The organism is Burkholderia savannae, assembly GCF_001524445.2.
In the GTDB taxonomy this organism is placed as follows: Bacteria; Pseudomonadota; Gammaproteobacteria; order Burkholderiales; family Burkholderiaceae; genus Burkholderia; species Burkholderia savannae.
This window is the reverse complement of record NZ_CP013418.1, coordinates 1,233,441-1,246,748: the sequence shown is the minus strand read 5'-3', so window position 1 is coordinate 1,246,748 and position 13,308 is coordinate 1,233,441. Positions and strand designations below refer to the sequence as shown.

Genomic DNA, 13,308 nt, shown 5'->3' with positions numbered 1-13,308 from the left:
GCGCGGCGGCGAGCGATGAACTGGAAAGCGGAAAAGCTGCGCGCGGACGAGCTCGCCGAGCAGCTCGAAGCGCTCGGGCCGATCGGCGTCGCGCGCTTCTTCAGCGGCGCGTCGCTCAGGATCGACGGCGTGCTGTTCGGCTTCGTCCATGCGGGATCGCTGTTCCTGCGCGTCGACGATGACAATCGCGCGGCGTTCGAGCGAGCGGGCATGCGGCCGTTCTCGTATCCGGGGCGCACGCGAACGGTCGTCGTCGGCGGCTATTTCGAGACGCCCGCCGACGTGCTCGAAGACGTGGGCACATTGCGCGACTGGTGTCGCGGCGCCTATCGCGCGGCCGTTCGCGCGGGGGCCGGCGCGCGCCGCGCGAAGCGGAAGTAGCGCGGCTGCGGCACGCCGCCGCGCGGCGCGCGCCGGCACGCGCAATGGTGTACGGTGTGCGCGATGACATGTCGGCGAGACGCAACAGGGCGACAGCAGGGCGACAACAAAAAAGCGAAGTGCGATCGTGCGCGGACATGCGCAGCAAGCGTCGGGCGTCGGACGTCAGTCGTCGCGTCGCGCTTGGGCCTGCAAGCGCGGGCCGGTACCGTCGCATCCCGGTGTTGCCGGCACGAACGCGAGCGCGCGCGGCGAGGCCGGCGCAAGGCAGCGCGGCAGGTGTGCGCGGCATGGCGAGGTATCCCGATGCGCGCGCGTCGGCCGATCGCGAGATCGAGCGGGCCTTGCGGGCGTTGCGCCGCGCGCGCGGTCGTGAACCGCGCGGTGCGCCGGCGGCCCAGACGAGAAACGATGGTACGGAGGATGCGGAAGGGCGCGATGCGAGGTGTACGATGCACGGCGGCATCGTATGCCGATTCGGCCGACAACAAGATTTCCCCACCTGGAGACATGCACATGGTCGTCCTGATTCTCGGTTTGGTGATCTTCCTGGGTACGCATTCGATTCGAATCGTCGCGGGCGACTGGCGCGCCGCGCATATCGCGAGCCTCGGCGAGCGGCGCTGGAAGGGGATGTACGCGTTCGCGTCGGTGGTCGGGTTCGTGCTGATCGTCTGGGGCTACGGGCTTGCGCGCGCGGATACGGCGTCGCTGTGGTTTCCGCCCGTCGGCGTCAGGCACTTGACGGCGCTCCTGACCGCGATCGCGTTCGTGCTGCTCGCGGCCGCCTACGTGCCGGGCACGCGAATCAAGGCGCTCGTCGGCCATCCGATGCTCGCGGGCGTGATGGTGTGGGCGGGCGCGCATCTGCTCGCGAACGGGACGCTGCACGCGGAGCTGCTGTTCGCCGCGTTCTTCGCATGGGCGTTCGTCGACTTCATCGCTTCGCGTGCGCGCGATCGGCGCGACGGCGTTCGCTATCCGGCGGGATCGCTTGTACGCGACGGCGTCGCGCTCGGCGTGGGGCTCGTCGTTTGGGGGTTGTTCGCGTTCGCATTGCATGGCTGGCTGATCGGCGTGCGGCCGTTCGCATGACGGCGCGCATCGCCGCGGCTCGCCGCCTCTCGCGCGGCCCGCGTTTGCACGGCGGGCGCGGCGAACGTCGATCGACGCGCTGCCGAGTCGCGGGGCGCGCGATCGAATCGAATCGATTCGGATGAGGCCGGCGACCGGCGTCGGGCGGAGCGCGCCGGACGCGTCGGCGGCAAGCGCGTTTCTTTTCTCGCCGGCTGCGCTGGCCCGATGCGTACGTGCCGTCCGACGGCGTCGCCCGCGGCGTCGCGTTCACGGCCGCGCGCTCGTCGGCGCGAATGCGGCGCATGAGCGCGTTGCCTTCGCCTTCGAGTGCCGCTCGTCGACAAGCGGCGTCGGGCAACGCGCCGCCTCGCATTCCGCCCGGCACGAAAAGGCGCGCCGCGTCGCGTATCGGGCGACGCGCCGGCGCGGCGCGCCTTCATGCACGATCACCGGGTGCCGGTCACCGTCGTCGCGGCCAGCACGGGCATGCCGGCAACCGGCGCGGGCGACTGCTGCCGAAGCGCGACGAAGAAGTTGTAGGACCCCTGGCCGATCCACGGGATATAAACCGTGTAGCGATTGCCCGGATGTTCGCAATCCACGACGTAGGCCTGGGAATCGCCGGGCGTCGTGACCCACAGGCATGCGTATTCCGCGATCGGGTATTGGTGGGATTCGTCCCACGTCCAGTGAATGGTCGTGCTGCCCGTGCCGCTGACCGGCACGTTGACACGCTGCGGGTCCGCCGACAGGCTTCCGAACGGCGGCGGACAATTCCACATGCAGATCGGCCCCGGTTTCCATTTCTGCGAAGGGGCGCCGGCGAGCCACTGGACGAGTTGTTCCTGTTGCTCCGAAGTGAGACTGGACTGGTCGATGCCGCCGGATGCGCGCGTCGTCGTGTTGGACACGGCCGCGCGGAGCTGGTTGACGTCGAGGTCGCCGGTGTCGGCGCTCGCGGCGCAGACACCGGATACCGCCGCTTGCGCAATCACGGCGATTAATGCGGATTTGATTTTCATGATATCCCCAGGTTTTCGTTAATTGTTGTCGCGAGGAATGCTTGCCGATGCGCGGATATCAGCCGCGGGACGGCTTGGATATCGCGGCGACGGCTGAATGAAACGGGTTTCCCCGCGTGGCCGAGTATATTGAACGCGTATCGCGCGGATGGTGGATTCCCGTCTATTTTTGGCGCGACGGGGCGCCGGCCATGCGCGAGCGTTGAACGTCTCGGCGCGACGGGTAACGATCGGCGAATGCTCGGCCGAATTGATTCAAATCGAAATCGAGCGTTCCTATCTCGTCGCAAAAACGACGTATATCGGGGGCGACGTGGGCGAAACGCATATCGATATCCAGCGATTTTCGACTTTGGACGTGCCCGCGCGCGATCGATTCGAAGTCTGGACGGCCGGCGGCCATTGCGCATATTCGCTCGAGGATTCCGCGAGCGTGCCGTTCGACTGGGACTATACGGGGGCGGCCGTCGGTGCGATGTCGGTCGGCGAGCATCGCTGGCTTCACGCCGCGCGCCGCGCGACGATCAAGGCGACGCGCAACCGGCCTCGGATTCGCGCGGACGGTCTCGACGTCTGTCAATTCACGTTGCATGCGAGCGGTGCGCTCGTCTGGCAGAGCGCATCCGAAACCGGCGTCAAGCGGCCCGACGAGCTATATCTCGTCGACGCCGGGCAACCGTTCGACTCACGGATCGCCGCGGGCTCGATGCTGTGGCTCGCCGTTCCGCGGGCGCTGCTTTCGACGCGGGTGGACAGCTTGCACGGAAGTTCGCTGATGTCCGGCACCGGGCGATTGCTCGCCGATCACATCCGCTCGTTGATTCGCAACCTGCCGATACTGACGACCGCCGAGATTCCCGACATCGCCCGATCGACGGCGCGCCTCGCGAACGCGTGCGTGTCCGGGACGCCCGACGCCGTGGCGGAGGCGGGGCGGGAGATCGGCATGCTGCTCAGGCAGCGCGTTCAGCGGCACATCGACGCCCATCTCCTTGCGCTCGACCTGACGCCCGACTCGATCTGCAAGGCCGTGGGCATGTCGCGGGCCAAGCTCTATCAGCTCTTCGAGCCGATGGGCGGCATCATGCACCGGGTTCGACGCAGGCGGCTCGAGCTGGCTCGGCATGTGTTGGCGAATCCGGCGCGGCCGGCGGAGTCGATCGCCTCCGTTGCGTGGAGGCACGGGTTCGCGGACGAAAAATACTTCAGCCGGGCGTTCAAGGCGGCGTTCGGCCACACGCCGAGCGAGACGCTCGAGCAGGCGGGCGTACGCACGCGGTCGCGGCGCTTTTCCGGGCGGGCGGCGTCGTCCTAGCCGCGATCGTCGGCGTCGCCGTTCGCGCTCGCATCGCACGCCGCGCGCACTCACGCACTCACTCACTCACTCACTCACTCACTCACTCACTCACGCCGCGCGAGGCGCGAGCGCGCGGCGCGTCGAGCACGCGCTTCGACATGCATCCCGCACCGCGAAACGCGCGGCATCGTCGCGTCCCTTGTTGAACGCCTGCGCTTCGCGTTATCGTCTAAAACATTCGCCATCGGCGTTTTGTTTTCCGGAGCCCTGCCGTGTCCACCTCATCGACGTCCGCGCTGCGCTTTTCGACCGACAACGCCGAACTCGACATCGACGCGATTCACGCGTTCCTGCGCGACGAAGCGCATTGGTCGACGGGCATTCCGCGCGACGTGGTCGAGCGGGCGATCGCCGGATCGCTGTGCTTCGGCGCGTATCTCGACGAACGGCTCGTCGGCTTCGCGCGGCTCGTTACCGATCGCGCGACGTTCGCGTATCTGTGCGACGTATTCGTCCTGCGCGCGTTTCGCGGCAACGGCTACGGCCGCGCGCTGATCGATCACGTGTTCGCGCACGACGCCGTGCGCGGGTTGCGCCGCGTGATGCTCGTCACGAGCGACGCGCACGGCCTGTACCGGCCCGTCGGCTTCGTCGCGCCCGCGCATCCGGAACGCTGGATGGAACTGCATCGGCCGAACGTGTACGCGCAACCTGAGGCGCGCTGAGTACGTCGGGCGCGCTGCGTTCGTGCGCTCGCCCGCGCATACAATACGCGCTTGCCGATTTTCAGGGAGCGCATCATGACCGAGCAGGAAGCCGAACGCATCGCGACGCATCGTCATTACAAGGGCGGGCTGTACCGCGTGGTCGGCGTCGCGCGGCATTCGGAGACGGAGGAATCGCTTGTCGTCTACGAGCAGCTGTGGCCGAAGGAGCGCAGCCTATGGGTGCGCCCCGAGGCGATGTTCAACGAAACGCTCGACGACGGCACGCCGCGCTTTCGCAAGCTGAGCGGCTGAGCGCGCGACGCGCGGGCGGCGGCCGGGTTGCCTGCGCCGCCGCGATCGAAGGCCGTTCGCGGCGGCGCATCGCGTGCGCGTCGATCCTTGCTCGGCGCGGTTGGCGGCGGGCGGGCCGGTCGCTCGTTTGCGAGAATGCGCGCGGCGTCGATCGGCCGGCGGTTCGTCGGCGAGTCGAACGGGAAGTCGGCGTGCGCGTGGTGGCCGTCTGTTTCGGCGCCGCGGCTTGCGGTGGCGCGCAGCCGTTCGGGACGGCGTGCGGGCGCTTGCGGCCGAGGCCCAACTCTATGCAGTCCGTGCGCGCACGCTGCGGGAAAGCGCGGCGAATCGCATTCTCGTGAAGCGCTTCCTTGTTTCCTTGTCGACGGGCGTCGATGCGAACGGAAAGCGCGACGGGCCGGCACCGGCGACGTTCGTCAGCGCGCGCGGCGGCGGCAGGGGGGTATCGATGGTTTGCCGTCGATGCGGTTTTCGACTTCGACTTCGATTCCGGCCACGCTTCGCTTTCGGCTGTGGCTTCGCTTACGACCTCGGCGTCGCCTTCGGTTTCCATTTCAACTTCAACTTCAACCCGGCCTCGCCATCGTCCGCGTCCGTCATTGCGCGCCAATCGCCCGCGCAATCTCCTTCGGCGCATTGCCGATCGCGATCACCGGCGTCTCGTGCCAGTCGGCGAGCTTGCGCACCGCGCGCCCGACGTCGGCCGCGAGCCCCGCGCCGAGCCGCACGCCCGGCTCGATGTGCACGGCCTTCAGCTCGAACACGCGTTGCGCGCGATGCGCCTTCGCGTCGACGCGGCCGACGAGCCGCCCGCGATGCAGGATCGGCAGGCAGAAGTAGCCGTAGCGGCGCTTGTGCGCGGGCGTGTAGCACTCGATCGTGTAGTCGAAGTCGAACAGCGCCGACGCGCGCCGCCGGTCCCAGACGACCGGATCGAACGGCGACAGCAGCGTCGTGACCGTCGAGCGCAGCGCGCCGTCGCGCGCGGCGTCGACGAGCGGCGCGAGCGCGCGATGCACGAACGCGTCTTCCTTCCAGCCGTCGACCGCGACGGGCAGCAGCTCGCCCGCATCCGCGCGCGCATGCAATGCGTCGCGATACGAGCGCTTCGGCAGCCGGTAATAGTCGGCGATCCAGTCCGCGCGCACGATGCCGAGCGCGCGGCACGTGTTGTCGACAAGGCGCGGCAGCACCGCGTCGCGCGGGAGCAGATCGCGCGCGTCGTCCCAGTCCGGCAGCACGCGTTCCGCGACGTCGTACACGCGTTGGAAGTTGCGCCGCTCGGCGACCATCAACTGCCCGGTCGAGAACAGCACTTCGAGATGGCGCTTCTCGGGCTTCCAGTCCCACCAGCCGTTGCCCTTGCCGGCGCTGCGCGTGAAGTCGGCGGAGCGCACGGGGCCGTTCGCGCGGACGTGCGCGAGCAGCTCGTCGATTTCCTTGCGATGGGTCGCGTGCCAATCGGCCGCGTATTTCCAGCCCATCCCGACCGGGTTGAGCATTTTGTGGCGCATCAGTCCGAAGTCCTCGGTCGGCAGGAAGCAGGCCTCGTGCGACCAGTATTCGAACAGCCTCTTGTCGGCGAGATGCTCGTCGAGCCATTGCGGCGCATACGGGCCGAGCCGGCTGAACAGCACGAGATACGGGCTGCGCGCGACGACGTGGATCGTATCGATCTGCAACTGCGCCATCCGGCGAATCGCGTCGAGCACGTCGGCCTTGACGGCTTTGCGCCGGGGCGGGGTCAGCAGGCCTTGGGCCGCGAGGTGCAGCGCGCGGGCGGAAGCGATCGAGAGCGGAGCGGTCACGAGCGGCGAGAACGATGCAATGGGCGGACGGATGCGCCACTTTAGCGCGAATCGGCGCGCCGCGCCGTGCGCCGCGAAGCATTGCGGCGCGGGCGTCTGACAATCGTTGACAGAAGTCTGTCGGAAGTTTCCTTATAGTCTCATCGACACAAGTACTCTGCTTCCGACGCACGATACCTCTATGGCACGCAGGGAGCGAGTCCGGACGTCTCACCCCCGTCGAGACGGCCGGAGCAGTTCAAGCGGACATCCATGCGGCTTTCAGCCGGCCCCGAGTGGATGTCCGCCGATTTTTTTGGGGCGACGGATTTTCCGCGGCCCAATTCCGATCGAACTCCGAACTCCGAACTCCGAACTCCGAACTCCGAACTCCGAACTCCGAACTCCGAACTCCGAACTCCGAGCGGCGACGCGAAGCGTTCGCCCGTCCCGATTTCCCGTTTATTTCGCACACCCGATCGCATCAGCCGCGCTTGCCGCGCGCGACTTCGTCGCCCGCGTTCGGCGGCAGCCGGCGCGTGATCGGAATCGACGCGAACGAACACAGGCCGACCACGACAAACGCGGGCCAGAAGTCCGACCAGACCATCGTCGGATGCCCTTGCGCCCAATGCGACACGTGCAGCACGAGCGCCGCGACCGTCACGCCGAGGCCGAGCGACATTTGCTGGACGACGCTGCCGAGGCTCGTCGCGCGGCCCGCGTCGCGCGAGGAGATTTCCGCGTAGATCATCGAATTGAGGCTCGTGAACTGCAACGCGGGGAAGATGCCGCCGACGAGCACGATGAGCCAGATCGCGAGCACCGACATGCCCGGATGGAACACGCCGTACGCGGCGATCGCAAGCCCGGCGAACGCCGCGTTGTACATCAGCACCGTCCGGAAGCCGAAGCGCTTGAGCGTGCGCGGCGCGAGCATGCGCGTGAGCGCGCCGCCGACGGCCGACGCGCACGTGATCGCGCCGGAATGGAACGCGCTCATGCCGAGCCCCTCCTGCAGCGTGAGCGGCAGCAGGAACGGCACCGCGCCGAGGCCGATCCGGAACAGCGAGCCGCCGACGACGCTCGCGTGATACGTAGGAATGCGCAGGAAGCGCAGATCGAGAACCGGCCGCTCGACGCGCCGCGCATACAGCACGTAGAAGCCGACGAGCGCCGCGCCCGTGCCGCTCATCGCGAGCGCGGTGCCGCGCGACACGAGCGCGCCGTCGAGCAGCGTGAGGCCCATCAGCAGGAGCGCGGCGCCCGCGGCGGACAGGATGAAGCCGAACCAGTCGAGCGGGCCGGGATCGAGCTCGTGCGTGTTCGCGATGTGCTTGTTCGCGAGATAGATGCCGAGCAGGCCGATCGGCACGTTGATGAAGAAGATCAGCCGCCAGTGCAGGTACGTCGTGATGAAGCCGCCGAGGAGCGGCCCGGCGGCGGGCCCGAAGAGCGCGGGCACGCTCAGGTAGTTCATCGCGCGCACGAGCTCCGTGCGCGGCACCGCGCGGAAGATGATGATGCGCCCGACTGGCACCATCATCGCGCCGCCGACGCCCTGCACGAAGCGCGCGAACGTGAAGAGCTCGAGGCTGTTCGACGCCGCGCACAAGAGCGAACCCGCGACGAAGATGCCGATCGCGGTGCGGAACACGGTGCGCGCGCCGAAGCGGTCGGCGAGCCATCCGCAGATCGGGATGAACACGCCGAGGCCGACGACGTAGCTCGTGATCGCGATGTTCAGCGTGACGGAGTTCTGCCCGAAGTCGCGCGCCATCGCGGGCAGCGCCGTCACGATGATGTTGGCGTCTACGCTTTCCATGAACAACGCGCAAGCGACGATCAGCGGTGCGAGGAAAGCGTAGATAGCAGACGGCATGGCAACGACGCGCGATAAAGACGTCATTATTGCATCGATTGTTGCAGCATGCTTGCGCGTGCAACGACGTGTTGTCGTCGCGCGTCGCCGGCCGCGCGCGGCCCGGGATCGATGCTCGAGGCGCCGCGCCCGCCGGGCGGCGGCGCCGGCTGCGTCGCCGGGCGGAGCGTCGCGGCGTCGCGCGCGGCGTTCGGCGAGGGCGCCGCGCGCCGCTCGCGCATCCGGCCGTCGCGACGCACGACGAGCTCGCGACCGCTGCTCGCGCCCGCGAAAGCGCTGCCGCAGCGGCGAACGGGCGGGCGCGGCGAGAGCGACGCGACCGCGCTCGACGTGCGCATGCGGCGCGCGATGTCGGGCCATATGTGCGTAATGTGCGATGTACCGCTTGCCTGAACGCGGGTTTTCGTGCGAACCTGCCCGCCGCGGCATACGACAGACAAAAGCCGCGACGCACGAGGCCCGCGCGGCAGGAGACCGTATTGCCATTCATCGCGAAAACGGGAGGAGGAGATATGGTCACGCCGCGGCATCGCCCGCTTCAGCTTCATGTTGAGAATCCGTTCTATCGCCGGCTGCTGAATGCGCCCGCCTGGGTTGCGCTCGTCGCTGCGGCCGGCATCGGCTGCACGAGCGCGACGCTCGCTCGCGCCGACTCATCGCCCGCGCCGGCTTCCGCCGTTTCCGCGGCGGCCTTCGCATCGAGCGTCGCGCCGAGCGCCGCTTCGATTCCGCCGCCGCCTAGCCAGCTCTACGGCGATCTCTTCGTTGCGGTGCAAACCGCGCAGATCTTCGAAGACCAGAAGACCTTCGTCGATTCGACGCCGAACGCCGATCCCGCGACGATCGTCCAGCTCTACCAGCAGCAGAAAGGGCAGCCCGGCTTCTCGCTGAAGGCGTTCGTCGCGCAGTACTTCACGCCGCCGTCGGACCAGTCGGTGAGCCCGCCGGCGAACCAGACGCTGCGCGAGCACATCGACTGGCTGTGGCCGAACCTTACGCGCACGACGGCGAGCGTGCCGCCTTACAGTTCGCTGATTGCGCTGCCGAAACCGTACGTGGTGCCGGGCGGGCGCTTCCGCGAGGGCTACTACTGGGATACGTACTTCACGATGCTCGGCTTGCAGGAGGCGGGCCGCGAAGATCTCGTCGACGACATGCTCGATAACTTCGCATACCTGATCGACACCGTCGGCCACGTGCCGAACGGCAACCGCAGCTACTACGTGAGCCGCTCGCAGCCGCCGTTCTTCGCGTACATGGTGACGCTCGCAGCGAAGGTCGAGGGCAATCGCGTCTATCAGAAGTATCTGCCCGCGCTGCGCAAGGAGTACGCGTACTGGATGCAGGGCGAGCGCACGACGCCGCGCGGCCAGGCGGCGCGCAACGTGGTCGCGATGCCGGACGGCTCGGTGCTGAACCGCTACTGGGACGCGAGCGACACGCCGCGCGACGAGTCGTATCTCGAAGACGTGAAGACCGCGCAGCAGGCGAGCGGCCGGCCGGCGGCGGAAGTCTGGCGCGACTTGCGCGCGGCGGCCGAGAGCGGCTGGGACTTCAGCTCGCGCTGGTTCGGCGACAACCAGACGCTCGTGACGATCCGCACGACCGCGATCGTGCCCGTCGACCTGAACAGCCTGATGTTCAACCTCGAGGCGACGATCGCGAAGGGCTGCGCGGTGACGCGCGATTTCGCGTGCGTCGCCGAGTTCGCCGGCCGCGCCGGGAAGCGGGCGGTCGCGATCAACCGCTATCTGTGGAACCGCAACGGCTATTACGGCGATTACGACTGGAAGCTCGGCAAGCCGCGCGAGAACCTGTCGGCGGCGGCGCTGTATCCGCTGTTTGCGGGCGTCGCGTGGCCGGAGCGCGCGAAGCTGACGGCGAAGAACGTGCAGAAGACGCTGCTCAAGCCGGGCGGGCTCACGACGACGACCTACGATACGACGCAGCAGTGGGACGCGCCCAACGGCTGGGCGCCGCTGCATTGGATCGCGCTCGTCGGGCTGCAGCAATACGGCGAGAAGGCGCTCGCGAACGACATCGGCACGCGTTTCCTAGCCGACGTGAAGGGTGTATACGCGTCGCAGGGCAAGCTTGTCGAGAAGTACGTCGTCGAAGGCGCGGGCACGGGCGGCGGAGGCGGCGGCGAGTACCCGCTGCAGGACGGCTTCGGCTGGACCAACGGCGTGACGCTCAAGCTGCTCGATCTGTACGGCGGCTGACGCATGCCGGAGCGGGTGGAGCGCGGGCGGCGGCGAGCGGCTTGCGCTGCATCCGTTGGTTGCGGATGCAACGATCGCGAGCAGGCAGATGCATGGCCGCGGCTCGCGATCGTCGTCGATGGCGCGTTCGTCGTCGCGCGGTGAGGCTCGGCGAGCGCGCGGCGGTAGCGTGGTGTTTGCGCGGGCGTTGTATCTTGCGTCTTCGCGTCTTCGCGTCTTCGCGTCTTCGCTTTTTCGCCTCTTCGTTCGTCGCATGCCGGCGCTTTGCGTTCGCCTTTCGGGCGCGCCGCTCGTTGTCCGTTGCCGCCGCCGGCCTGCGGCGGCGTCTCTTTCGATCTCGCGATCGCGCGCGGCCGGTCGCCGTGCGTGATCACGCGAATCAGATCAACCCGCGCGCCGACGCGAAATAAGTCAGCTGAATCCGGTTCGCGACGCCGAAGCGTTTGCGCAGCTTGCGCAGATGGTAGTCGACGTTGTGTGCGCTGGTGTCGAGCCGTCGGCCGATCTCCTTGTCGGACGCGCCTTCGGCGATGCCGACGAGCAGTTCGCGCTCGAACGGCGTGAGGCGCTCGGCCGCGCGCTCGCGCGACGACGCGATCAGTTGCGGCGCCGCGAACCGGTGCGCCGACAAGCCGAGCGACAGCACCTGCTCGAGCGTCGCCGACGAGATCCAGTCGCGCGAGCGGCGCGGCGCGGTGAAGCTCGCGAACGCATGCATGCGCGTGCCCGGCACGGGCATCGAATACATCACGCCGCTGCACATGTCGTCGTCGTGCATCACGCGCAGGAAGCCGTCGAGCCCGTCCGCGCCGCGCGGCGCGTGGTCTCGCGCGAGCTGGCGCAAATCCCAGACGACGGGCATGCTCGATGCGCGCGAGCCGAGCATCCGCGGATCGACGTCGTAATGGCGGCGCCGCACGTAATCTCCGCGATACGCGGCGGGCGTGAACGCTTCGTGCAGGTACAGGCATTCGGCGTCGTCGCGCGTGAACTCGAGTGCGAAATAGGCGAACGTCGCGAAGCCCATCAGCCGCAGCAGGCTCGTCGCGATGCGGCCGCATTCGGCGGTGCCGCGCGCGCTCGCGAGCATTTCCGCCACGCCCAGGCGCGGCGCGAAGCGCTGCTCGGCATCGGTCGCGCGCCTCGCGTGGCCGCACCAGACGACGTCGATCGACTGCGCGTCGCGTGCCGCGCCGCCGGGGTTCGCGCACGACACGGGCCGCGCGACTGCCGCGGCGGCGGCGTCCTCCTGCACTGCAATGTCCGACATGACGAAAAACCTCGCGGCGGTGGCCCGATGCCGTTCGATCGAACGGACGGACGCGGTGTGCGATCGCCACGTGCACGCTCGTGACGAGCGCGTATGCGGCTCGTGCGCTCGCGACGCGAACCGGCTGCGGCGCGCGCGTTCGCGTGTGCGACGCGGACCCTTCCATCGTGCGCGGCGTGGATGCGCATGTCGTTGCCTCGCACGGCGCTGACGCGCATGCCGCAGGCGCGCGCATTGCGGACACGCTCGCCTGCGCCCGACATCCGCACGTCGCAACTCGCGCCCTTGTCGCGGGCGAAGGCATTGTACAAAGCGGCACGCTTGCGCGTAATATCCCGTAATACTAACCGCGCAGGGCAGCGCTACGAAAGCGCGAATCAAAGACCACTTGCATGCCGGGGTTCCTGCGCAACAGCGTCACGAACACAGGAAGCCGATTTTCCCCATGACAATTGCCGACAGCGCGCCGCGCATCGAATGGTTCTCGCATGCCGAGCTCGCCGCATCGCGCGGAGAATTCGCGCCGCGCGATGCACATTCTTCCGTCTCGTCGTTCGCTGCATCGCACGATGGGCCGCGCCGCGCGTCGTTCGACGTCGCGGACTGCGATGCGCGCTTGCGCGCGGCCGGCTTCACGACGCTCTGCTACGGCGCATTCGAGCTGATCGGCCAGCAAATGCTCGCCGCATATCTGCTGCGCGAGTTCGCGCCCGTGTCGTTCGTGCGCGCGTACGTCGAAGGCCGGATGTTCGAAGCCGATCCGCGCTTCGCCGAATGGCGGCAGGGCGTCTCGCCGGTCGCGTGGCGGCTCGACGAGCTCGACGCGCACGCGCGCCGCACGGGCGAGCGGCGCATGCTCGCGCTCGTGAATTCGTTGCGTGCGCATGCAATGCACAGCGGCGTGATCTTTTGCTGGCCGGTGCCGCATCTCGATTTGCGCGTCGCCGTGAGCCTCGCGTCCGAGGCGCACGACGCGTGGTTCGACGATCGCGTGATCGGCTGCGCGCTCGCGCTCAGCCTCGACGTGCATCGCGCCGCGCAGCCGCATCTCGATGCGCGCGTCGGCGGTGCGCGCGCGTTCGTGCTCGAGGACGGCGAGGCAGCCGTGCTCGAGCGGCTCGTGCACGGCCTGTCCGATCAGGAAATCGCCAACGCGCTCAGCACCTCGCTGCATCGCGTCGGCGCGCAGATCCGCACGCTCGAAAAACGTTTCAACGCGCGCAATCGCGCGCAGCTCGCCTATCTCGCGGCGCGACGTCTGCGTACATGACGAATCGCGCATCGAACGCGTGTTGGATGACGCGGCGCAACAGATCGGCGCATCGTGTACAAAATCGCGACAGCAGAATTA

At 68.2% G+C, this 13,308-nt stretch carries 12 protein-coding genes; 7 read left to right on the top strand and 5 right to left on the bottom strand.

The window, feature by feature from the left end; all coding sequences use genetic code 11:
• Window positions 1-15 precede the first annotated feature (15 nt).
• Together WS78_RS26660 and WS78_RS26655 are read left to right on the top strand one after the other, a co-directional pair.
• Window positions 16-381, top strand: coding sequence for a TfoX/Sxy family protein (locus tag WS78_RS26660; RefSeq protein WP_038752693.1), 366 nt, complete (start codon window positions 16-18; stop codon window positions 379-381).
• 516 nt (window positions 382-897) lie between these two features.
• Entirely contained in the window at window positions 898-1,476 is a 579-nt protein-coding gene (locus WS78_RS26655) for an NnrU family protein (protein ID WP_059578743.1), read from the top strand.
• Window positions 1,477-1,904: 428 nt separating this feature from the next.
• Here the strand turns inward: WS78_RS26655 and WS78_RS26645 are convergent, their stop codons facing one another.
• On the bottom strand, window positions 1,905-2,480 hold the full coding sequence (locus WS78_RS26645; RefSeq protein WP_059578738.1) for a hypothetical protein: 576 nt from the start codon (window positions 2,478-2,480) through the stop codon (window positions 1,905-1,907).
• A gap of 163 nt (window positions 2,481-2,643) precedes the next feature.
• Window positions 2,644-3,072, bottom strand: a complete 429-nt coding sequence (locus WS78_RS37290) for a hypothetical protein (protein ID WP_161788689.1) — start codon at window positions 3,070-3,072, stop codon at window positions 2,644-2,646.
• 114 nt (window positions 3,073-3,186) lie between these two features.
• Between WS78_RS37290 and WS78_RS37285 the strand changes: the two genes are divergently transcribed.
• The 3 genes from WS78_RS37285 to WS78_RS26630 all read left to right on the top strand — a co-directional run bounded on the left by WS78_RS37285 (window position 3,187) and on the right by WS78_RS26630 (window position 4,796).
• On the top strand, window positions 3,187-3,795 hold the full coding sequence (locus tag WS78_RS37285; RefSeq protein WP_197419445.1) for a helix-turn-helix domain-containing protein: 609 nt from the start codon (window positions 3,187-3,189) through the stop codon (window positions 3,793-3,795).
• A 254-nt stretch (window positions 3,796-4,049) separates the two neighbouring features.
• A complete protein-coding gene (locus WS78_RS26635) occupies window positions 4,050-4,502 on the top strand; it encodes a GNAT family N-acetyltransferase (RefSeq protein WP_059578730.1) in 453 nt (150 codons plus the stop codon).
• 75 nt (window positions 4,503-4,577) lie between these two features.
• Window positions 4,578-4,796 carry a DUF1653 domain-containing protein gene (locus tag WS78_RS26630; protein WP_038752445.1) on the top strand — a complete coding sequence of 73 codons (219 nt, stop codon included), beginning with the start codon at window positions 4,578-4,580 and terminating at the stop codon, window positions 4,794-4,796.
• A 596-nt stretch (window positions 4,797-5,392) separates the two neighbouring features.
• Here the strand turns inward: WS78_RS26630 and WS78_RS26625 are convergent.
• Complete coding sequence (locus WS78_RS26625; RefSeq protein WP_038752442.1) at window positions 5,393-6,604, bottom strand: winged helix-turn-helix domain-containing protein; 1,212 nt, start codon at window positions 6,602-6,604, stop codon at window positions 5,393-5,395.
• Window positions 6,605-7,067: 463 nt separating this feature from the next.
• Window positions 7,068-8,465, bottom strand: coding sequence for an MFS transporter (locus WS78_RS26620; protein WP_038752439.1), 1,398 nt, complete (start codon window positions 8,463-8,465; stop codon window positions 7,068-7,070).
• A gap of 512 nt (window positions 8,466-8,977) precedes the next feature.
• On the opposite strand from WS78_RS26620, the gene treA reads away from it, so the two are divergent.
• Window positions 8,978-10,687, top strand: a complete 1,710-nt coding sequence (treA, locus tag WS78_RS26610) for an alpha,alpha-trehalase TreA (protein WP_059578722.1) — start codon at window positions 8,978-8,980, stop codon at window positions 10,685-10,687.
• 379 nt (window positions 10,688-11,066) lie between these two features.
• Here the strand turns inward: treA and WS78_RS26600 are convergent, their stop codons facing one another.
• On the bottom strand, window positions 11,067-11,957 hold the full coding sequence (locus WS78_RS26600) for a helix-turn-helix transcriptional regulator (RefSeq protein ID WP_059578712.1): 891 nt from the start codon (window positions 11,955-11,957) through the stop codon (window positions 11,067-11,069).
• Between the two features lie 445 nt (window positions 11,958-12,402).
• On the opposite strand from WS78_RS26600, the gene WS78_RS26590 reads away from it, so the two are divergent.
• On the top strand, window positions 12,403-13,227 hold the full coding sequence (locus tag WS78_RS26590; RefSeq protein ID WP_059578708.1) for an autoinducer binding domain-containing protein: 825 nt from the start codon (window positions 12,403-12,405) through the stop codon (window positions 13,225-13,227).
• Window positions 13,228-13,308: the final 81 nt, after the last annotated feature.

What these genes read in the sequence shown, in the direction of transcription:
- WS78_RS26600 (WP_059578712.1), bottom strand. Translation starts at nt 11,957, where the DNA reads ATGTCGGACATTGCAGTGCAGGAGGACGCCGCCGCCGCGGCAGTCGCG.
- WS78_RS26645 (WP_059578738.1), bottom strand. Translation starts at nt 2,480, where the DNA reads ATGAAAATCAAATCCGCATTAATCGCCGTGATTGCGCAAGCGGCGGTA.
- WS78_RS26660 (WP_038752693.1), top strand. Translation starts at nt 16, where the DNA reads ATGAACTGGAAAGCGGAAAAGCTGCGCGCGGACGAGCTCGCCGAGCAG.
- WS78_RS26590 (WP_059578708.1), top strand. Translation starts at nt 12,403, where the DNA reads ATGACAATTGCCGACAGCGCGCCGCGCATCGAATGGTTCTCGCATGCC.
- WS78_RS26630 (WP_038752445.1), top strand. Translation starts at nt 4,578, where the DNA reads ATGACCGAGCAGGAAGCCGAACGCATCGCGACGCATCGTCATTACAAG.
- WS78_RS26655 (WP_059578743.1), top strand. Translation starts at nt 898, where the DNA reads ATGGTCGTCCTGATTCTCGGTTTGGTGATCTTCCTGGGTACGCATTCG.
- treA (WP_059578722.1), top strand. Translation starts at nt 8,978, where the DNA reads ATGGTCACGCCGCGGCATCGCCCGCTTCAGCTTCATGTTGAGAATCCG.
- WS78_RS37290 (WP_161788689.1), bottom strand. Translation starts at nt 3,072, where the DNA reads ATGCAACGTGAATTGACAGACGTCGAGACCGTCCGCGCGAATCCGAGG.
- WS78_RS26620 (WP_038752439.1), bottom strand. Translation starts at nt 8,465, where the DNA reads ATGCCGTCTGCTATCTACGCTTTCCTCGCACCGCTGATCGTCGCTTGC.
- WS78_RS37285 (WP_197419445.1), top strand. Translation starts at nt 3,187, where the DNA reads ATGCTGTGGCTCGCCGTTCCGCGGGCGCTGCTTTCGACGCGGGTGGAC.